Below are 22054 nucleotides of genomic sequence, written 5' to 3'. Positions count from 1 at the left end.
ATTGATTTTTTTGTTAAAAAAAATGCTGCTTTTAAGTTAAAAAGCAGCATTTTTTATTTATTCTAGTCTTTGGGCACTAATTATTCTTTTTCGCCCAATTATCTCTTAGTCCAACCGTTTTATTGAATACTAAGCCTTCAGCTGTTGAATCATCATCAACATTAAAATACCCTAAACGTTGGAACTGAAAACGGTCTCCAATCTTTGCTGTTTGTATGCTTGGTTCAACGTAAGCCGTAATTTTTTCTAACGAATTCGGATTTAAAAACTCCATAAAATCTTTGTCTTTATGGCTGTCCGGTGCTTCATCTGAAAACAACCTATCATACGCTCTTACCTCAGCTTTTACCGCGTGTTTTACCGACACCCAATGTAAGGTTCCTTTTACCTTACGCTTACTTTCTTCGGTTCCACTTCCTGATTTTGTTAATGGGTCATATGTACAGTGAATTACCGTAATGTTTCCATTTTCATCTTTTTCTACACTATTAGCCGTGATGAAATACGCATTTTTTAAACGCACTTCTTTTCCTAATTTTAAACGGAAGAATTTTTTGTTTGCTTCTTCTCTAAAATCTTCACGCTCTATATAAATCTCTCTTGAAAATGGAACTTCTCTTGTTCCTGAGTTTTCATCTTCTGGATTGTTTTCAGCAATTAAAATTTCTTCTTGATCTTCTGGATAATTATCTATTACCACTTTTACCGGATCTAAAACAGCCATTACACGATTTGCTGTTTTATTTAAATCTTCTCTAATTTTAAACTCTAGCAATGCTACATCAATCACGTTTTCACGTTTAGAAACCCCTACCGTTTCAATAAAGCTACGTATAGAAGCAGGCGTATAACCACGACGACGTAATCCTGAAATAGTTGGCATACGTGGATCATCCCATCCTGAAACGATTCCTTCTTCCACCAACTTCATCAACTTACGTTTACTCATTACGGTATAACTTAAGTTTAAACGTGAGAATTCTCTTTGTTTTGGTGGTAATGGGTATTCTGATTGACTATATTCATACACATTATCTCTAAACCAATTGTATAGTTCACGGTGAGGTTTAAATTCCAGTGAACATAGTGAGTGAGAGATTTGCTCTATATAATCACTTTCTCCGTGTGTCCAGTCGTACATTGGGTAGATTACCCAATCACTTCCTGTACGGTGATGCTCTTTCTTTAAAATACGATACATGATAGGATCACGCATTAACATATTTGGTGAAGCCATATCTATTTTAGCACGTAACACATGAGAACCTTCTTCAAATTCACCGTTTTTCATACGTGTGAATAAATCTAAATTTTCTTCAATACTTCTATCTCTATTAGGTCCTGCTACTCCTGGTTGCGTTGGCGTTCCTTTCTGTTCAGCCATTGCTTCAGAAGATTGGTTGTCTACATATGCTTTTCCGTCTTTAATTAATTGAACTGCCCAATCATATAATTGTTGGAAATAATCAGAAGAATAGCATTCTTTTTCCCATTGATATCCTAACCAAGCTACATCTCGCTTAATAGCATCTACGTATTCTTGCTCTTCTTTTGCTGGGTTTGTATCATCAAAACGAAGGTTTACTGGAGCATTGTATTTTTCTCCTAAGCCAAAACTAATACCAATAGCTTTTGTATGTCCTATATGTAAGTATCCGTTTGGTTCTGGTGGAAAACGAAAACGCAAATTTTCTTTTGGCATTCCGTTTGCCAAATCTTCTTCAACAATTTGCTCTAAAAAATTCAATGATTTCTTTTCTTCTGACATCTTTATAAATTATGTACGTGTTCTATTTTTGCAACCTTCTATTGTTCTCTCTTAAAATATAATCAATTAAGAGCTTCCTAAAAGGTTTAAGCAACAAAATTACATAGAATCTATGAGATAATTACACAAAGAAAATTATGGATTATTTTTTTTAATAAAAAAACGGAAAACCTGTACAGATTTTCCGTTTTAATAATTTTATTTGGTTTGAACTTACTTCCCGTACGAATTGTTTTCTTGATTTACGTCTGCCATTAGTTTTGATGGATCAATTTCAACTGATTTCACTTCTTTTTTTGTTGTAAAAGTGTACGTTGGATGTGCAAAAGTCCAATCGGTAATAACTGTAGCATTGGTTGGTTTTTCTCCACGCATCATACGTAACGGAATATTAAATGATTCTTTTGAACCGTCTGTATACATTACCTCAACATCAATAGGCATTGGCATTTGACCAATACGTTCTAAGGTAATTTCTTTTCCGTTTACTGATTTTATTCCGTAATCAATAGTATGTGTTGTTTGCGTCCATTCATTTAAATACCAGTCTAACTGAAGTCCTGAAACTTTTTCAGCTGTACGTTTAATGTCATTTGGTGTTGGATGCTTAAAAGAAAAGTCTTCAAAATATTTCTTTAGTGTTTTTGCTACATTTTCTTTTCCAATAATATATTCTAATTGAGATAAGAAAATGTTTCCTTTTGAATAACTCGCAACTCCATACGCTGTATTCGTGTGATACCTATCAGCGTGTGTTGTTAAAGGTTCTTCAATATTATTTTTTACCACGTAATTATACCCTCGATAAGATCCTGCATGTGGATTTTCTTTTCCTTCTCCTAAAATTTCATTCTCTGCTTTGTTTGAAATATAAGTGGTGAATCCTTCATCCATCCAAGGGTGTTTACTTTCGTTAGTTGCTAACAAGAATTGAAACCAAGTATGTGCTAATTCGTGTGCTGTTACTCCAAATAAGCTTCCCCACTTACGTTGTCCTGTAATTAATGTACACATTGCATATTCCATACCTCCATCTCCTCCTTGAATAACTGAGTATTGCTTGTATGGATACTGACCTATGTGCTCACTAAAATACGTCATTAGTTCAGCTGTTTTAGGTTGTAACTTTTTCCAGTTTTCTAAATACTCAGCATCTAATGTTTTCTTATAAAGGAAATGTAAGTCGATTCCATTATCCATTTTATAAGTATCATGAATAAACTCAGGATCTGCTCCCCAAGTAAAATCATGTACGTTTGGCGCAGTGAATTTCCATGTTAATTTATCTCCTGACGGAAGGTTTAACGGTTTTGTTTTGTCTTCGTAACCATGACCTACTTCTTGTGGGTTTTGTACATATCCTGTTCCTCCAACTACATAATTTTTATCAATATGAAGTGTTACATCAAAATTACCCCAAACTCCATGGAATTCTCTTCCTAAGTATGGTGGTGTATGCCAACCTTCAAAATCATATTCAGCCATTTTAGGGTACCATTGTGTCATTGACAAAGCAACTCCTTCAGCACTATTACGACCCGAACGACGGATTTGTTTTGGTACTTGCGCATCAAAAATCATATCAAACGTTACACTTTCTCCTGGTTGAATTGGTTTGTTTAATGTAACTTCTAAAATCGTTCCAACAGTTTCGTGTTTTACTACCGAACCGTTTTGTTTTAAAGAACTTACTTTAATGTATCCTATTTCTGAAGGTGATAATTTACTAATACGATCTCCTACTCTTCTATCTGGATCTTGAATATTTCTTGAACGAACATCCATTTGTGAGTTTGGTTGAAATGCATTGAAATATAAATGATAGAATACTTTATTTAATGCATCAGGCGAATTGTTTGTATACACCAATTTTTGTGTTCCTTTATATTGATATGTTTTAACATCCATATCAATATCCATAGTATAATCAACATGTTGCTGCCAATACCCTTGGTTAGATTGCTTGTGTACTTTTGTCTTTGCTACAGTTTTGTTTTTTGTACTATTTACGGTAGCACAAGAAATAACCGGTAACAATAAAAGGCTTAAAATTATTTTCTTCATGTTTAAACTGATTTAATCCCCATTGAGGTTAGTGTTTTCTTAAAATCACTTAGTTCTTTTTCATTTTTTAATACTGGAAAACTACGTCTTTTTCCATTGCGTAATTTTAGAAAAACCCGCTCTCTTCCGTAGGCTTTTCTTGTTTCTATTCCTTCAATTTCATTAAGTAAGTATTTAGATTTCCATGATCTTTTTACTACGTAATAAAATATTACTACTACAGAAACTACTGCAAGTAAAAACATAAAAACAAAAAGAGTTTCCTTGTTTTCATAACTCATTAAATACAACTGAACTCCCATATTAATTCCATTAATTAACATTAAAGAGATAATTAACCATGAATGCATTGGCACTTCATCTTTAATTGTTAATTCCTGTGTTTTTTTGTTGAATTCTAGTTGCATGTGTTTTCCTATAACAAAAAAAGAGCATCAAAAAATAATGCTCTTTTTTAGCTTGTTTATACTGGTTTTATTTTCTTCCGTTTACCATTCTATCAGCCATTCTAACTGCATTGTATGCATTTACAACACGTCCTGATACTGATAGTTCTGAGAAAGGTACCATCTCATCTCTAGTTCCTGGTTTAACAACCTCTAAATCTATTTTAGTTCCAGAGTTCATTAAAATGTGCTTTACCTGACTTGCCGTTAACTCAGGGTAGTAAGAACGTACTAATGCTGCAACTCCTGCTGCTGCTGGAGAAGCCATTGAAGTTCCGTTAAACTTCTTGTATTCATTATCTGGAGTAGTTGAATATACTTGTACTCCAGGAGCAAATACGTCTACGTTCTTTTTACCGTAATTAGAGAAGTTTGCTGGTAATGTTTTATCATAATTAGCACTCATTGCTCCAATAGTTAAAAAGTTGTCTGCAATTTCATTCATTAAATCTGGTGCGTCGTTAGGAAAAGTCTTCTCAACATCAATATTCTTTCCATCATTTCCTGCTGCATTTACAATTAACACATCCTTTGATGCTGCATACTTTATTGCATCGTAAACCCACTCTTTGTTTGGTGAAAAACCTTTACCAAAACTTGTATTGATTACTTTTGCTCCGTTATCTACTGCATAACGAATACCTAAAGCAACATCTTTATCATACTCATCTCCGTCAGAAACTGAACGTACAGCCATGATTTTTACATTGGCAACCCCGTCCATTCCTTTATCGTTGTTTCTTGTTGCTCCAATGATACCTGAAACGTGAGAACCATGCGCTTCATCTTTTTCAGAATGACCTGTATTACCATTTCCATATCCTGGTTTATCATTAATATCATACGCATTATCACCAACAACAGTACGGTAATCTGTTTTTAAGTTATCTCCATTTATTGTCTTTTCAGCGTTTTTAATACCTTTTTCAAAGTACTCTTTAGCTTCTTCTAGCGTATCAAAATAACCAAACATTCTAGTTGCAAAGTTTTTTGCATTGCCTAACATTTCATCATTTGTATTGATAGCTCCTACTTCGTCTTTAGTATAGGTTGATTTTCCAAAGTATTTAGTAAATGCTTTATCAGCATCTGCAACCATTCCTTTTAAACCTCCATAACGAGCAACTGTTTTCTTTGCTTCTGCTACTTTTTCAGCTTGATACGCTTTTACTTCTGCTAAGGTTTCAGCATCTGCAACTTCTGGTTTCATTAAAATACGTTCGTATTCTAAATGTTCTTTGTATGAGTCTCCTAAAAAGTTCCATCCATTAATATCATCAACATATCCATTCTTATCATTATCAATTCCATCTCCAGGAATTTCCTTAGTATTTACCCATGCTACATCAACTAAATCTTCATGTTTTAAATCAGTTCCAGAATCAACGACACCAACTACAACTTCTACATGCTTTTTCCCTTTTAAAAACTCATAGGCTTTATTTACACTCATTCCAGGAATTGTATCTGTAGCCAAGTCTAAATGCTGCCAGTTTTCTTGCTCATAGTCTGTTAATTCAGCATTTTTCGCTGGAATATTCACTACGGTATTACTTCCTGCTGGCACAGGGATTTTGCTTACTGTTTTACAGCTAGCTAAAGTAGCCACTGCAATTGCCGAGTAAAATACGGGCTTTAAAACTCTCATAATCTCTATCTTAATTAAAAATATCTGTAAACTTAAATGTTTCCTTTAAACGAACTCCTTTTTCTGTATGCTTTACGGTTATTACTTCGTTGTAAGCATCATGTTCTAAAAACAGGTAAAATTCTTTATCTGCTGCTTCGTTTAAAAAAGCTTCTTTTTCTTTTAAGGTAAGTAGTGGCCTTGTATCGTACCCCATAACATAAGGCAAAGGAATATGACCTGCTGTTGGTAGTAAATCTGCCATAAACACCAATGTTTTTCCTTGATATTCTATTTTCGGTAGCATTTGTTTTTCGGTATGTCCATCTTTGAACAACACATCAAACCCAACATAATCTTTTGCGTTTAGATGTAAAAAGTTTAGTTGTCCGCTTTCTTCAATTGGTAAGATGTTTTCTTTTAAAAAAGATGCTTTTTCTCTCGCATTTGGGTGTACTGCCCAATCCCAATGACGTTGATTGCTCCAAAAACGTGCGTTTTTAAAAGCTGGTTCATACCCCGTTCTATCTTTGTTCCATTGAATTGCTCCTCCACAATGATCGAAATGTAGGTGTGTTAAAAACACATCTGTAATATCATCTCTATGGAAACCATGTTTTGCTAAAGAAGTATCTAATGAAAAGTCTCCATACAGATAGTAGTATCCAAAAAACTTATCTGACTGCTTATTACCAATTCCTGTATCAATTAGCGTTAAACGATCTCCATCTTCAATCAACATACATCGCATGCCCATTGAAATCATGTTGTTTTCATCGGCAGGGTTTGTTTTTTGCCAAATTGTTTTCGGAACTACGCCAAACATAGCGCCTCCGTCTAATTTAAAGTTTCCTGTTTCTATCGGATAAATTCGCATAGCTACAAAGATGCAGAATTTTAACGAATTAATTTGTTAAGGAAAACAAAAAAGCTCATCAATAATTGATGAGCTTTTTGAGGTGTCGAGCGGATTCGAACCGCTGTAGATGGTGTTGCAGACCACTGCCTAGCCACTCGGCCACGACACCTTATATTGATAAGGACTGCAAATTTACAGCTTTTATCTTTTTTTGCAAGCTTTTTTTACTTTTTACGCACTTCTGATAAAACAATTGCAACCTCAGCAACATTTCCTCCAATGGGTGGGTTAATTTTTGCTACGCTAACCTCCGCTTCATCAACCAGTTGTATTTCTTTAAAGATTCTATCTAAAATTCGTTGAGCAACATGCTCTAGTAATTTAGAACGAATTGCCATCTCTTCTTTTACAATTTTATTTAAATGCACATAATCTACCGTATCAACCAAATTATCTGTTTTTGCAGATGTTTGTAAATCAGCTTTTACTTCAATATCAACTCTATATTCCGAACCGATTCTTGCTTCTTCATCTAAGCATCCGTGATTTGTAAAAACACGAATGTCGTTTACACGTATTATTCCCATACCGCAAAAATAGTAATGTTTCTTTATTAAGTTGTGTAAATTTTATTTCAAAAAAAGAGAAAAACAGTTTTGTTTTTCTCTTTTATAATCTCTTTGTTAAAGAACTTCAAATGTTTGACTTAACTCACCCACTGTTACTTTATATTTCCCTTTAGGTAAATAATACTTGTTATTCTTTGCTTTTTTTACCTTAGCTTCTTTGTTTTTCTTTAAGTACTTTTTTCTTCCTTTTTCAGAAAAAGAAACATCGTACACTACTTCATTAAATCCTTTTGTTGCTTTAGCCTTTATAGTATTTACCAAAACTTTACCCGAATATATTTCTAAAACAACTTCTTTATTTGTAGTTACATAAAAAGGAATTGTGATTTTTGGTGTATTTGGTTCTAACCATTTACTCCAAGAACTACCCCAAGATTTTCTTTTCTTAATATCCTTAATACTGAAAATAGCTTCTTTGTTATCAAATTCTTGTAAAGAAGTAATATTCGCTTTGTACAAACTACGCCCATGTGTTCCTACTAATAAATGTTTTGCTTTAGGTTGAATTACTAAATCGTGTACTGCAACATTTGGCAATCCGTTGCTAAAAGCTTCCCATGTTGAACCTTGATTGAAAGAAACATACAATCCGTTGTCAGTTCCTAAGTATAGGACATTCTCTTTTTTAGGATCTTCCTTAATCACATTTACCGCAGAAGCTGGAATATTACTACTTATATTTTTCCATGTTTTTCCATAGTCATCAGACATGTATACATACGGTGTAAAATCATCAAAACGGTATCCGTTTAACGTAACATATACACGTTCTTTCTTATATTTTGAAGCTATTACACGACTTACCCATAAATTTTGTGGTAAAGAATTGGAAATTTTCTCCCAACTTCCTCCTCCGTTTTTAGTCACTTGTACCAATCCATCATCAGAACCTACGTAGATTAACCCAAATTGGAATGGGCTTTCAGAAATAGTAGTTAACGTTCCGTAAGCTACATTTCCTTCCTTTTCTCCTTTGGTTAAATCTCCAGAAATTTCTTCCCAATCATCACCTTTATTTAAAGAACGGTGTAACTTATTTCCTCCTAAATATAAAATATCTTGATTGTGTTTTGATAGCTGAATAGGAGTTTGCCAATTGAATCGATATGCTGGCTTATCTTTTTTAGGTTTCGGTTGAATATAAGTTTGTTTTCCTGTAGCTCTATCAATTCGATAATAGTTTCCAAATTGATATCCTGTGTATACAATGTTTGGGTTTCTATCATCAACGGCAACTTGCATACCGTCACCTCCCATTAAACTTTCATAAGGATTCTTCCCTGTTTGATGCCAGCTTTTGTCAATTTTTGCATTGTGGTTTCCTACCCAAACTCCGTTGTCTTGTAATCCTCCATATACCTTGTACACTTCTTGATTATCAGCATATATAGTATAAAATTGCCCAACTGCTGGTTGGTTTAATTTAATCCAGCTCTCACCATCATCGTATGAAATATTTAGCCCTCCGTCGTTTCCATCAATTAGGTGTCCCTGTTTTTTAGGGTTCACCCATAATGCTTGATGATCGGCATGTACATTTTCTTTACTAATAGATGTAAATGTTTTTCCACCATCTTTCGACTTTAAAATTGGAACTCCCAATACATAGATTCCATTTTTGTCTTGAGGATCAACACGAATTTCTCCAAAATAATACCCATACGAATAGTATAAATCATCTAAATGCCCTTCATGTGTTTTTTTCCATGTTTTTCCTCCATCAGTAGTCTTAAAAACCTCCGCTCCTATTACTGGAGTATCAAATAACGCTGCATTTGCATCTTTTAAATAACCAATTAAATCACTTGGTTTCATTTCTCCCGGACTTGAGCGAATGATTTGTTTAATATTTTCTGCACGATATTTTTCTTGAAGACCATTCATTTTGATATATGAATTCAATTTTTTGTCTTTCATATTCAAAAGTTCATCTGCCGAAATTGATGCAAGCTCCTCTTTTGTTAAGGCTCCTGCTCCCTTCTCTTTCTTAGCAGGATCTTTTTTTCTTCGGAATTGACTATCGTGAAAAGCATATACCGTGTTTTGATCATATACTGCTAAACCAATTCTTCCTACTCCATCTCCATTAGGGAAACCATTATTATCAGAAATTTTAGTCCATGTACTCCCAGCATCTGTCGATTTATAAATTGCAGAATTTTTTCCGTCTCCATCAAAATTCCATGCTTTACGTTCACGCTCCCAAGCAGCAGCATATAAAATATTGAAGTTATTTGGTACAGGTTGAATATCTATAATTCCAGTATTTTCATCAATAAACAAGGTTTTTATCCAGGTTTTTCCTCCATCTGTAGTTTTAAAAATTCCTCTTTCATTGTTTGATGAATATAAATGTCCTATAGAACCTACTATTACTTCATCAGGATTTTTTGGATTGATTAAAATTCGTCCAATATGATGTGAATCGAGTAACCCAACGTTTGTCCAAGTTTTACCTTTATCGGTAGATTTTAAAATTCCGATTCCTGCATACGATGATCGAGAAGAATTATTTTCTCCTGTACCAACCCAAATTGTTCCATTTTTCCAATCTACAGCAATATCGCCTACGTTTTGTGTAGGAGAGTTGTCTAGAATTGGAGTAAAAGTTGTTCCGTTATTATCAGTATGCCATACTCCTCCTGAAGCATAACCTACATAAAAATCTGTAGTATTTGCTGGGTTTACATCAATATCCACTACACGCCCACTCATCACTGTAGGTCCTATATTTTTAAAGGGAATATTTTTTACTGTAGAAGTTAAAGTTAATGCTTCTTTTTGTTGTAAAGCTTGTTGTATTTTCTCTGCAGATGTAGGTTGCTGTGCAGCTACTGTAAACGGAAATAAAGCTATTAAAGCTTTGGCTAAGGTTCTCATTATAATTTGGTTTAGAAGAAGTGAAAATACTGTAAGCAAAAACTATTTCAAAAAAATTAACAGAATATTGAGAGACTTCTTTTTGAAGTTCTTGTCAAACAAAAAAATTAGTAGCTTTGTTTAACCTCAAAATTTTTAGGTTATGACTATTTTTATTCTTTCTGTTAGTGACCAGATTTATTCAACACAAAGAATATATAAAGAGGCAAGTCGTCGTGGACATAAAGTTGAAATTATAAACCATTTAAAATGTTTTATAAAACTTGGCGATGGTAAACCTGCTATTCTATACAACGGTAAAAATATTATTGATATTCCTGATGTTATTATTCCTCGAATAGGTGTTTCAGCCATGAAACATGGAACAACAGTTGTAAAAGAGTTTGAAATGAACGGAGTATATAGTACTGCTAGTTATTTAGGTATTGTTAATGCACAGAACAAAGCTCGTACTTTACAAATAATGAGTAGAAATGGACTTCCTATTCCGCAGACTGTTTTTTCTGTTGACGCTGAAAATATTGGTGAGCAAATAGATTTATTAGGTGGTTCTCCTGTAATTATTAAGCTACAAGAAGGAACACATGGCTCTGGAGTAATTTTAGCTGAAAGCAAAAAATCTGCGATGTCTATTATTGATACTATGCACGGAACAAATACCAGTATTTTACTACAAGAATTTATTCAGGAAAGTAACAGTGAAGATATTCGTGCTTTTATTGTAAATGGCAAGGTGGTATCTTCTATGAAACGTAAAGGGATCGAGGGGGACTTTCGTTCTAACATTCATAAAGGAGGTAGCGGACACAAGGTTACATTAACTCCCGAAGAAGAAGAAATAGCTATTAAAGCAGCTCAACACTTAGAACTTCCTATTGCTGGCGTTGATATGATTCGATCAAAAAGAGGACCTCTATTAATTGAAGTCAACTCAACTCCTGGCTTACAAGGAATTGAATCCTACACCAAAGACAATATTGCTAAAGTTATTATTAAATTTTTAGAAGAAAATGTTCGAACAAAATTTTAAAAACGAAATCATAGAAATTCGTGGACAAAAAATTGGTTTAGGCGAATCTAAATTAATTAAGATTCCAATTGATAGGTTACCTACAGGTACTCTAATAGAAATTCCTGTGTATATTTTTAATGGTAATCAATTAGGTCCTACTATTCTACTACAGGGTGGTCTACACGGAGATGAAGTAAATAGTATTGAATTAGTCAGAAGAATGTTAATTGATAAATCGTACAAAATTCACCGAGGTTGTGTTATCGTGGTTCCTTTACTTAATGTGTTTGGCTTTTTAAATATGTCGAGAGACATGCATGGTAAAGATGTAAATCGTAGTTTCCCTGGTTCAAAAACGGGTTCTTTAGCTAGTAGAATGGCGTATTATTTAATGAAAGAAATTACCAATAATGTAGATTTTGCTATTGATTTTCATACGGGAGGTGAACAACGAAATAACTTCCCACAAATACGATACACTCCTGAAGATAAAAAAGGAGTTCAACTAGCCAATATTTTCAATGCTCCATTTATGTTTGGCTCTAAACTTATTCCGAAGTCTTTTAGAAATCAATGTTATAAAAATAATATTCCTGTAATTGTTTATGAAGGAGGAGAATCGTTACGGCTTGAAGAGCATGCTATTAAACAAGGTATTAACGGAACACTTCGTGTTTTAAAACATTTTAAAATGATAAGTGAAAATATAGAAATACCTAAAAACACTACTTCAATACACATTAATAAACATAAATGGGTTCGTGCTAAAGTAGCTGGCTTATTTACTTCTGTTGTTAACAATGGTAATCAAATAATAAAAGGACAAATATTAGGGTATATTATGGATACCTATGGAGAAACAAATTTTTCCGTAAAATCACCTTACGATGGCTATATCATTGCTAAAAATAATTTTCCAATCATTAATATGGGAGATGCTTTATTCCACATAGGGAAACCATAACAACTTTTCTTAATTGTTGTTTTTAGTTCTCTCATTAAATCAGTTATATTAATATAGAAGCATCTTAGGTAAGGCTTTTTTTATTTATAGCCGAAGCCCAATAAAATAGCAGTACCTTTGCTGGCTCATAGTAGTATTTTCTTTAAATACTACTGAAGAATTATATATGACATTTACATCGTTAGGTTTATCAAAAGCTTTAGTGAAAGCTGTAACCGAAAAAGGGTACGAAACTCCCTCTCCTATTCAAGAAAAAGCAATTCCCGTTATTTTAGAAGGTAAAGACGTATTAGCCTCTGCACAAACTGGAACCGGTAAAACAGCAGGGTTTACTTTGCCTATTTTACAAAACATATCAGAAAAAAAGAATCCGAAATACCGTCCAATTAAAGCATTAGTGCTAACTCCTACAAGAGAATTAGCAGCTCAAGTATATGATAATGTGCGCGAATATAGCACGCATTTAAACATTAAATCTACCGCTATTTTTGGTGGTGTAAAACCAAGTTCTCAAATAGCTACTCTTAAAAAAGGAATAGATATTTTAGTAGCTACTCCTGGTAGATTAATTGATTTACATGAACAAAATCAACTTTCTTTAAAACGTGTAGATGTTTTGGTTTTAGATGAAGCCGACAGAATGTTAGACATGGGGTTTTTACGAGATATTAAAAAAATCATCTCTTTTTTACCTCAAAAACGCCAAAGCTTATTGTTTTCGGCAACTTTTTCAAAAGAAATAAAAAAATTAGCACAAGGTATTTTACACAACCCGGTTTTAGTTGAAGCAGCTCCTGAAAATACAACTGCCGAAAAAGTAAATCAGAAACTATACAAAGTTCCGAAGAGTAAGAAAACAGAATTGGTTGGTCAGTTAATTTCAAAAGGAAACTGGAGCCAGGTATTAATTTTTACTCGAACCAAGCACGGTGCTAATAGGTTGACTGAAAAACTAATTAAACTAGGAATTTCAGCAGCAGCTATACATGGTAACAAAAGTCAAGGAGCAAGAACCAAAGCTCTAAAAGGCTTTAAAGATAATTCTATCAGAGTACTGGTAGCTACCGATATTGCTGCTCGTGGATTAGACATTCCATTATTACCACACGTTATTAATTTTGAACTTCCCAATATTCCTGAAGACTATGTACACAGAATTGGTAGAACAGGAAGAGCTGGTGCTAGTGGCGAAGCAATTTCTTTGGTGGCACAAGAAGAAGAAGCTTATTTAAAAAGTATTGAGAAGTTATTAGGGCAAAAAATAACTATTTCTGAATTAGAAGGTTTTGATTTATCTAGTATAAAAAATGAAATAACTACTGAGCGACCAAAGCAGCAATCTAGAAACAAACCGACTAAAAAAACACTTAAAACATCTTCTAATTCAAAGAAAAAAGTGTCAACAGAAAACACTAAAAAACATACTCCTAGAAAACGAAATAATCGTAATAGGAAAAATAATAACAAAACATCTCGTTAACAATTTTACTTCTTTAATTATTAAGTTTTTTGAAGTTTCATTACTAAAAAACTTCTATGTTAATTCTTTGAAAAACTAAAGAAGTTATTAAAATATTAGATAAAAAACCTATACCAGATTAGTTGAGTTAAAATCAATTATCAATACAATTTATTTCAAAGGATGCTGTAAAAAGCATCCTTTTTTATACTTTTAAGCTAAAAATTTATTTCCATAAATGGATGCTTCTAAAAAAGCTATTACACAGCACATACAAAACATTATAAATAATGAAGTCTTAAATATGTTAATTCCAGAAATTATTGACTGTTTTAAAGAGTTTTCCTTATCTAGAAATGATTTTTTTGTTAAAAAAGGAAACGTTTGTTCCTATTTTTGTTTTATAGAAAGTGGCATTTTACAACATGCTGTCTCGGTTTCAGGAGAAGAAAAGACCACTTATTTAGCTTTAAAAAATAGTTTTACCTCATCATTAAAAAGTTTTTTACAACAAACTCCTTCTCCTAAAAACATTAAAGCTTTGAGTGCCTGCAAGCTTTGGATTATTAACATAAGTGATTTTAAACATTTAATGAAACATAATAAGGCCTTTTATCAGTTTTATTACAACTTAGTCGAACATCAAATTTTTTTGATTGACGATTACCGCATTGATTTACTGACTTTAACTCCTGAAGAGCGTTATAAAAAACTACTCGTAAACGAACCTAAACTACTTCAAGAAGTTCCACTACATTATTTAGCTTCTTTTTTGGGAATTTCTACTCGCCATATGAGTAGAATTCGAAAAAACATAAATTAGCGCCAAATGGCTAATATTTGCATAGTTTCTTTCCGTATTTTTGAGGGAATCTTATCAATTTAATTGAAACATTATGAAGTACGACGCAATAAACAGTCAATTATTTATAAAAAACCGTAAAAACTTCATGGCTCAAATGAAGCCTAGTAGTTTAGCTATTTTTAACTCAAACGATATTTATCCTGTAAGTGCCGATAGCACGTTACCTTTTGAACAACACCGTGATATTTTCTTTTTAAGTGGTGTTGACCAAGAAGAAAGTATATTAATTTTATTTCCTGATTGTCCGAAAGAAAATCTACGTGAAGTACTATTTTTACGTGAAACTAACGAGCATATTGCTGTATGGGAAGGTGAAAAACTAACCAAAGAAAGAGCATTAGAGACTAGCGGTATTAAAAACGTATACTGGTTACAAGACTTAGAAAAAGTACTGGCTGAAATGATGGCTTTAGCTGATACGGTTTATATCAACACGAACGAACATTACCGCGCTAGTGTTGAAACTGAAACTCGTGAAGCTCGTTTTACTAAATGGTTATTAAACAAATATCCTGCACATTCAGTAGCAAAAAGTAACCCAATTTTACAACGTTTACGTTCAGTAAAAGATCAAATCGAAATTGATTTAATTCAAACGGCTTGTGACATTACTGAAAAAGGATTCAGACGTGTGTTAGACTTCGTAAAACCTGGTGTTTGGGAATATGAAATAGAAGCAGAATTCATTCACGAATTCATCAGAAATCGTTCTAAGAAATTCGCTTATACTCCAATTATTGCTTCTGGTAACAATGCAAACGTATTGCACTATATTGAAAACAACCAACAATGTAAAGCAGGTGATTTATTACTGATGGATGTTGGAGCTGAATATGCTAACTATTCTTCGGATATGACTCGTACCATACCTGTTTCTGGTCGTTTTACCGACAGGCAAAAAGCGGTATACAATGCTGTTAACCGTGTAAAAAACGACGCTACAAAAATGTTAGTTCCAGGAACTCTTTGGGCTGAGTACCATGTTGAGGTTGGTAAATTAATGACTTCGGAATTATTAGGCTTAGGATTATTAGACAAAGCAGATGTTCAAAACGAAGATCCGAACTGGCCAGCATACAAAAAATACTTTATGCACGGTACTTCTCACCACATGGGCTTAGATACGCATGACTACGGATTGTTACATGAACCAATGCAAGCAAACCAAGTATTTACAGTAGAGCCTGGTATTTATATTCCTGATGAAGGTTTTGGTATTCGTTTAGAGGACGATGTTGTTGTTCAAGAAAATGGTGAGCCATTTAACTTAATGCGCAACATACCTATTGAAGCTGACGAAATAGAAGATATTATGAATAAATAGTATCATTTCCCATATTTTAAAAACGTCATTAAAATTTCTATTAAAAGGAGTTTTAATGGCTTTTTTATTTTACTACTTTTAGCATTTAAAAATCATTATGATGACTACCTATATAGAAATGGTTGGAGTATGGCAACTAATTTTAATCTTAATTGTTTTACTTGGAATTATTCCAACAGTAATTGCGCTTATTGATATTTTAAAAAGTAAATTTAAAGGAAATAATAAAATTGTCTGGATTCTCGTTGTTTTATTAGCTAACTTTTTTGGTGCTTTTTTATATTTCCTAATTGGAAGAGAACAAAAAATAAAAGAGTGAACAAAAATCCTTTACCATGAAAACCCCACTTTATATATTCGCTTTTGCATTGATTTCTTGTGCTTCAACTCAAATAAACAAGATTGATAATTCCGATTTGGTCGGAACATGGAATTGGACCAATACTGATGGTGGTTTTGGAAATCACATTCATAAAACTCCCGAAACACTCAACAAAAACGTACAATTAACCTTGTTGAAAAACAATCAGTTTTCAATATCAAAAAATGACTCCCTCATTTCAAAAGGTACATACACCCTAGAAATGAAAAAGGCAATTTATTCAAATAAACAAGAACGTTTTATACAACTTTCCAACGATCAGCAATTTTCAGGAATTGTCCTCTCAGGAATTATTAGGTTCATAAAACCAAATACTTTAGAAATTTCTGACAATAACTACGACGGACTTGGAAGTAGATTTGTAAAATTGAATTAAAAAACCCGTAAAAACGGGTTTTTTATTATTAATCAATTATTAAAACACTACTCTACTGTTAAGGTATATTGAGGTGTTGGATTAAGCGGACAAAAGTACACGTACTCCCCTTTTGTTAAAGTTACTTTTTTAGAGCTTGACTTACTGTTGTTTTTTACTAAAGAAGTTACATACGCGTTTTTTATATGATGCTTTTCTTCTGTTTTTCCTTTTGGTGCTAATACAAACCCTACATCGTGTCCTACATTCTTGTTTGAAATTTCAAAAACATAAGTTCCTTCTGAAAGTGTTAACGATTTTTGAGTGAATTTTCCTTTTGTTTGCTCTAAAGAAATGGTTTTTGCTTTTTGTGCATTTGCTGTAAATGCAAACCCTACTAATAATACTAAAATAGCTACTACTTTTTTCATTTTTATTGATTTTTATGATTTTACTTTTTATAGATGAATAGCTCTGTAACCTAAAACCCCGTAACTACACTTTGTAAATAAGGCCACAAGAGCTATTCGTTTTTTATGCACTTTGTGTGAATTTTCCTGCTTCTACTTTTGGAAAATCAACTTCAGTTTCTGCTATATGATTTACATAGTTTGTTAAGGTGTTGGCTACAACATTTAATACAATTTCTAAAATATCTCCGTCGTTATACCCAGCTGCTTTTACCTCAGCTATTTCTACTGAACTTACATTTCCTTTGTTTTTTGTAACACTTTGTGCAAATTTTAAGCCTGCTTTGGTTTTAGCATCAGAAGCCTCTGCTTGTCGGTTTTGTTCAATTTCTTCCTCTGACAAACCATTGTTTTTTCCTATTGCCGTGTGTGCTGATAAACAATAGTTACATTCATTTTCTTCTGCTATAACTAATGCTAATTGCTCTCTAAATTTGTTTGAAAAATTCCCGCTTCCATTTAATTCTCCCAAGCTTAGATAGCTTTGTAAAAGTGCTGGTGAATTTCCCATTACTTTAATTAGGTTTGGAATAAATCCTAACTTATTTTGAACTGCATCAAACAATTCTTTTGATTTTCCTGTTGTGGTTTCTGGGTTTAAAGTTTCAATTCTTGTGCTCATAATTTTACTATTTTAAAGTTGTCTTTTTAGTTTGTTTTTTCACAGTTACATAATTCTCTTTCAGGAAACTGCTCATCGTATTCTTGATATCCCCAACAATTAGGGCATTGGTTAATTTCTGTTCTCATAATTCGTTGTTTTTGAATTCTGATACAAAGGTGCGACAGGAATAAGCCTTAAAAAATGGACAAAGGTTCTTAAAACTTGGACTAGCTATTTTTGCTAACATTTTTCTTACAAAAAACTAGCTTTTAATTCATGGTTTCGTAAAATACAGGTAACGTAACGACACGTTTATAGTAGTACTTTTAAGGCGTCGAAAAGGTTGTTTGTATTAGTGTAACAAAAAACTTTATTAGTTGTGTAGTTTACCACGCGTTGCGTGGTTTTTTCTTTTATAAGCTATAGCTTCTTTTAAATTGTTTTGGCGATTGCCCTGTAGCTTTGGTAAAAAACCGAGAAAAGTACGCAGGATCATTAAACCCTAAATCAAAAGCAACTTGTTTAATAGAATCATCTGTGTACAACAACAGTCTTTTTGCTTCGGTAATAATTCTATTTTTTATAAAGTCGCTTGGTGTTTCTGTTCCTATTTTTTGAAGGTGTTTTGTTAGTGATTTTGGTGATAAGCCTAACCGATAAGCATATCCTGTAACTCGGTGTATCTTTTTAAAATTTTGCTCTACCAACAGGCTAAAATCTTTAAAAAGCTTGGTTTCTACACTCTCTTTTACAACATCTTTTTCTTTTTTTATTCGTACTGAATATACAATAAACTGTTTTAAAAGCGATTGTAGCATATCGTATTGGGCTGTTTCTTCTAACTCAAACTCTTCTTTTAGGTTTTGAAGAATAAAATCTAATTTTTGCGTTTCTTTTTCTGAAGGTACTACAAAAGGTGTTTCATATATATTATTAAACAATACTCCATTACATGATACCTCTGCATCGTGTGTTTGAATACAATAAAAATCTCTTGTAAAACTAAGTTGATAGGCTTCTTTAATTTTTTCGGAATCTACTGAAAATACTTGTCCTGGTGATAAAAAAAATAATACTCCATCTTCAAAAGAGTAACTTTTAAAATCGATATTATACTTACCTGTTCCTTCTTTTATCCAAAATACTTTGTATTGATTTATTTGCTGTGGTGAGTTTACTACACATGATTCTTCAAACTGAACTGTTTGTAACGAAAAAATATTTTGATAGGAATAGTTTTGAATATCTTGTACCGCCATTTATACATAGTTTTATTGTTTGTCGAAAAAAATAGAGAGAGCTGACAAGTTTTTTAAAAACTTAAAATTCGTTTTAATACCCGAATAGTTTATTGTTCGGGTATTAAAACGAATTTTTAACTTCTATGGTTGAAAATTAATTCTTTTAATTCAACAATCGATACCCTACACCTACATTATGAGTTGGTTGATTGAGTTGGTTGATATTTAATCGGTAACTAGCAAACCATTTTCCTTTTCGGTTGTATTGTAATCCGAAACTAAGGTTGTCAAAGGTTTGTGGATTTCCTCCTATTTCGGTAAAGAGATACAAGCCACTTCTGTAGGTTTTTGGATGCTCAATCGTTTTGGTAATAGTTATTTCTCGGGGTACTTTGAGTTTATACGATAACTGACTATCTAACAATTTTCCTTTTACCAAATCGTAGTTATAAATTTCTATATCGGCATTCTTTAAAGTATCTCGGTATATTTTTGCGGTTACATAGTCGTTAGTGTCTTTGATAAAAATGGTGTCTTTTACAATCTTGGTTACATCATTTTTATGGACATACACTTTTTGGTATTTAATGGTTTGTACCTTAAACGTATCTATTTTGGTTTGCCAAACGGTGTCTTTTACGACAGTTATTTTAGGTTCTTGAGGTACTAATTTTTGATTTCTCTTAGTAAAAAGATTGATAAATAACAGCACTATAATGACACCCAATAATAACCTGTCGGTTTTATGATTAAAAAAATTCATGCTATTTTGTTTTAGGGTTTATACCTTTTACAACTTGAAATTCTAACTGGTATTAGAAAAATGTTTGTCAGTTCAAAGAGCGAAGAATGAGTGACGTAAAATCTCTTAAAGATGAGATTTCTCCTCATATCTCGTCGAAATGACACCAAACACTAAAAATTAACAGGAAAAAGAACCACTAAAAACGAATGTTAGTGGCTAGACTTTAGTTGTTGGTTATGGGGTGTATACGTTTGTGATGTATGTTCCTGAAACCACTATTTTACCAGAAACAAAACTACAAGATGTTACTATAGCTCCATTACTACCATTTAATGTTGTATTAACATTAAAATTTATTGTATTTGATGTTAAGCTAGCATAGATACTGTAATGGCTATAACTAGCACCTACAAAAAAAGAAATGCTCAAAGGAGTTTCAGCATTAATAGTTGAAAATGGTAATCCGTTGATAATAAGGTTACCTGTAGGAGTCCCAGTAGTGTTTATATCATTCAAAGTTAAATAGAAAGATACGTTATTTCCTACTCTTATATATTCTCCTGATGAAATTGATATATCATAAGTTCCTCCTCCTCGTTGAGCTATCAAAGAAGGTGTAAAAGTCCCTTCCTCATAAAAATCCGCTTTTTGTAAGCCTGCATTGGTAGCATTTGCTAAAGGTAAATCTACATCAGTTCCTGTGCTAGAAGTTAAAGTTCTTGTTGCTGCATTGTAGGATAAATCTGTAGTTCCTCCACTGCCTGCTGTCGCATTAATTATAGGTTGTAGAGGATCTGTAGTATCAATGGTAATATTTGTTCCTGCTTGATATTGAGGAACACTATCTTTCAAGTTACTTAAATCTACCATAAAAGTTGAATTATCATCACGTGTAAATGTAGCTATCCCATTAACGTCAACAGTACCTGATACCAATCGTGCTAAATTGGCATTGTCTAAATACGGTGTTAAATCAATTTGTGATACGCTTACTCCGTCTTTTAATAAATCAACGGTGTTAGTTTCAGAAATAGGAGATAATGTATATTCAGGTATTTGTTGCTCAGAAGCAACATTTACTTCTCCTGTTTCATCAATGACAAACCTTCGGTTGGCTTCTCCTTCAGGTTGTTTGGCATCTATATAACTATCAATTAAATCGGCATATTGTTGTTGTGTTGGCTTATCACCTGTTTCAAAAAATTGTTTTAAGGTTTCTTTGTTTTGTTTCATTTTTTGTTCTTTTTTATCGTTTTTAAATTATTTTTATGATAAAAAAGAGCCGCTAAAAACTGGATTTGCTAGTGGCTAGACTTTTGTTTTTTAATTTATGAAGAGTATACGTTCGTCTGATAAGTACCCGAAACTTTTATAGAACCATCTGTAAATGATACTGATGAGTAGTAATTCACCGGGTTTCCTACTGTCCCATTATCGTGTTTTAACACACGAAATTGATTGCTAGAAAACGGGCTAGTATATAACAGGTCGTAATTAACATTTCCCCCCGTAGAAATAATAATATTTGTGCTTTTTTCAACATCAAAAATGTTAAAAATGTTAAAAGGAAATCCACCTATTATTAATTCTCCTGTTGGTGTTCCTGTTGTAGTTACATTATTAATACTATATGAAAAAGTTACACTATTTCCTACTCTTGAATAAACACCTTGACCATTAAAAGCATAAGTTGCTCCTCCACCTAGGTCAACTAAAGTAGGCGTAAATATCCCTTCCTCATAAAAATTTGCTTTTTGCAAACCAGCATTCGTAGCATCAGCTAAAGGTAAAACTGCATCTGTTCCTGTGCTAGAAGCTACCGTTCTTGTTGCTGCATCATATGATAAATCGGTAACTACTCCGCTGCCTGTTGTCGCATTAATTATGGGTTGTAGAGGATTTGTAGTATCAATTGTAATGTTTGAACCTGCTTGGTATTGAGGAGCAGTATCTTTTAAGTTACTCAAATCTACTGTAAACGTAGAGTTATCCTCTCGTGTAAACGTTGCCAATCCATTAGCATCAACAGTTCCTGATACCAATCGTGCTAAATTTATATTGTCTAAATACGGTGTTAAGTCAATTTGTGATACACTTACTCCATCTTTTAATAAGTCAACGGTGTTAGTTCCAGAAATGGGAGATAATGTATATCCAGGTACTTGTTGTTCAGAAGCTACACTTACCTCTCCTGTTTCATCAATTACAAACCTTCGGTTCGCTTCCCCTTCAGGTTGTTTTGCATCGATATAACTATCAATTAAATCGGAATACTGCTCTTGAGTAGGTTTATCGCCTGTCTCAAAAAATTGCTTTAAGGTTTCTTTGTTTTGTTTCATTTTGTTCTTTTTTATCTGTCT

The 22054-nt window shown here is 32.9% G+C and carries 20 protein-coding genes and 1 tRNA gene; 7 read left to right on the top strand and 14 right to left on the bottom strand.

The annotated features are described in order from the left end of the window. Positions 1–76: 76 nt before the first annotated feature. The 8 genes from ACXIHB_RS10935 to ACXIHB_RS10900 all read right to left on the bottom strand — a co-directional run bounded on the left by ACXIHB_RS10935 (position 77) and on the right by ACXIHB_RS10900 (position 10273). Complete coding sequence (locus ACXIHB_RS10935) at positions 77–1768, bottom strand: glutamine--tRNA ligase/YqeY domain fusion protein (RefSeq protein WP_462098247.1); 1692 nt, start codon at positions 1766–1768, stop codon at positions 77–79. A 213-nt stretch (positions 1769–1981) separates the two neighbouring features. Then, on the bottom strand, positions 1982–3832 hold the full coding sequence (locus tag ACXIHB_RS10930) for a M1 family metallopeptidase (protein ID WP_462098246.1): 1851 nt from the start codon (positions 3830–3832) through the stop codon (positions 1982–1984). Between the two features lie 2 nt (positions 3833–3834). Further along, the gene (locus ACXIHB_RS10925; RefSeq protein WP_159610672.1) at positions 3835–4239 is read right to left on the bottom strand and encodes a hypothetical protein; all 405 of its coding nucleotides are present in this window, start codon (positions 4237–4239) and stop codon (positions 3835–3837) included. A 67-nt stretch (positions 4240–4306) separates the two neighbouring features. Further along, on the bottom strand, positions 4307–5926 hold the full coding sequence (locus tag ACXIHB_RS10920; protein ID WP_462098245.1) for a S8 family serine peptidase: 1620 nt from the start codon (positions 5924–5926) through the stop codon (positions 4307–4309). Between the two features lie 10 nt (positions 5927–5936). Continuing rightward, entirely contained in the window at positions 5937–6782 is an 846-nt protein-coding gene (locus tag ACXIHB_RS10915; protein WP_047788132.1) for an MBL fold metallo-hydrolase, read from the bottom strand. A gap of 80 nt (positions 6783–6862) precedes the next feature. Continuing rightward, positions 6863–6933 (bottom strand) — tRNA-Cys (locus ACXIHB_RS10910). Positions 6934–6988: 55 nt separating this feature from the next. Beyond that, positions 6989–7351 (bottom strand): dihydroneopterin aldolase, encoded by a 363-nt coding sequence (gene folB / locus ACXIHB_RS10905; RefSeq protein ID WP_159610666.1) that lies wholly within the window; start codon positions 7349–7351, stop codon positions 6989–6991. 96 nt (positions 7352–7447) lie between these two features. Beyond that, positions 7448–10273, bottom strand: a complete 2826-nt coding sequence (locus tag ACXIHB_RS10900; protein WP_462098244.1) for a VPS10 domain-containing protein — start codon at positions 10271–10273, stop codon at positions 7448–7450. 142 nt (positions 10274–10415) lie between these two features. On the opposite strand from ACXIHB_RS10900, the gene ACXIHB_RS10895 reads away from it, so the two are divergent. The 7 genes from ACXIHB_RS10895 to ACXIHB_RS10865 all read left to right on the top strand — a co-directional run bounded on the left by ACXIHB_RS10895 (position 10416) and on the right by ACXIHB_RS10865 (position 16655). Beyond that, positions 10416–11303, top strand: coding sequence for a RimK family alpha-L-glutamate ligase (locus ACXIHB_RS10895; RefSeq protein ID WP_462098243.1), 888 nt, complete (start codon positions 10416–10418; stop codon positions 11301–11303). After that, positions 11284–12249: a succinylglutamate desuccinylase/aspartoacylase family protein gene (locus ACXIHB_RS10890; protein ID WP_073182408.1), complete on the top strand. Its 966-nt coding sequence runs from the start codon at positions 11284–11286 to the stop codon at positions 12247–12249. Before ACXIHB_RS10895 ends, ACXIHB_RS10890 begins: the two co-directional genes overlap by 20 nt. A 166-nt stretch (positions 12250–12415) precedes the next feature. Continuing rightward, positions 12416–13729, top strand: coding sequence for a DEAD/DEAH box helicase (locus ACXIHB_RS10885; protein WP_462098242.1), 1314 nt, complete (start codon positions 12416–12418; stop codon positions 13727–13729). Between the two features lie 217 nt (positions 13730–13946). Continuing rightward, complete coding sequence (locus ACXIHB_RS10880; RefSeq protein ID WP_073182406.1) at positions 13947–14531, top strand: Crp/Fnr family transcriptional regulator; 585 nt, start codon at positions 13947–13949, stop codon at positions 14529–14531. 73 nt (positions 14532–14604) lie between these two features. Next, positions 14605–15897: an aminopeptidase P family protein gene (locus ACXIHB_RS10875; protein WP_073182405.1), complete on the top strand. Its 1293-nt coding sequence runs from the start codon at positions 14605–14607 to the stop codon at positions 15895–15897. 97 nt (positions 15898–15994) lie between these two features. Further along, positions 15995–16216: a PLD nuclease N-terminal domain-containing protein gene (locus tag ACXIHB_RS10870; RefSeq protein WP_231128365.1), complete on the top strand. Its 222-nt coding sequence runs from the start codon at positions 15995–15997 to the stop codon at positions 16214–16216. 16 nt (positions 16217–16232) lie between these two features. After that, on the top strand, positions 16233–16655 hold the full coding sequence (locus ACXIHB_RS10865; RefSeq protein WP_462098241.1) for a hypothetical protein: 423 nt from the start codon (positions 16233–16235) through the stop codon (positions 16653–16655). Between the two features lie 47 nt (positions 16656–16702). On the opposite strand, the gene ACXIHB_RS10860 is transcribed toward ACXIHB_RS10865, so the two are convergent. From ACXIHB_RS10860 to ACXIHB_RS10835, 6 genes are all read right to left on the bottom strand, one after another. Then, complete coding sequence (locus ACXIHB_RS10860) at positions 16703–17065, bottom strand: cupredoxin domain-containing protein (protein WP_073182403.1); 363 nt, start codon at positions 17063–17065, stop codon at positions 16703–16705. Positions 17066–17168: 103 nt separating this feature from the next. Further along, on the bottom strand, positions 17169–17726 hold the full coding sequence (locus ACXIHB_RS10855) for a carboxymuconolactone decarboxylase family protein (protein ID WP_047788122.1): 558 nt from the start codon (positions 17724–17726) through the stop codon (positions 17169–17171). A gap of 395 nt (positions 17727–18121) precedes the next feature. Continuing rightward, on the bottom strand, positions 18122–18967 hold the full coding sequence (locus tag ACXIHB_RS10850) for a helix-turn-helix domain-containing protein (protein ID WP_073182401.1): 846 nt from the start codon (positions 18965–18967) through the stop codon (positions 18122–18124). Between the two features lie 145 nt (positions 18968–19112). Next, positions 19113–19712, bottom strand: a complete 600-nt coding sequence (locus ACXIHB_RS10845; protein ID WP_462098240.1) for a hypothetical protein — start codon at positions 19710–19712, stop codon at positions 19113–19115. Between the two features lie 216 nt (positions 19713–19928). Further along, entirely contained in the window at positions 19929–20927 is a 999-nt protein-coding gene (locus ACXIHB_RS10840) for a hypothetical protein (protein WP_462098239.1), read from the bottom strand. A 95-nt stretch (positions 20928–21022) separates the two neighbouring features. Beyond that, entirely contained in the window at positions 21023–22033 is a 1011-nt protein-coding gene (locus ACXIHB_RS10835) for a hypothetical protein (RefSeq protein WP_462098238.1), read from the bottom strand. Positions 22034–22054 lie beyond the last annotated feature (21 nt).

Source organism: Tenacibaculum sp. IMCC1 (genome assembly GCF_054906355.1).
The sequence above is the reverse complement of the archived record's forward strand: the minus strand, read 5'-3'. Positions and strand labels throughout refer to the sequence as shown.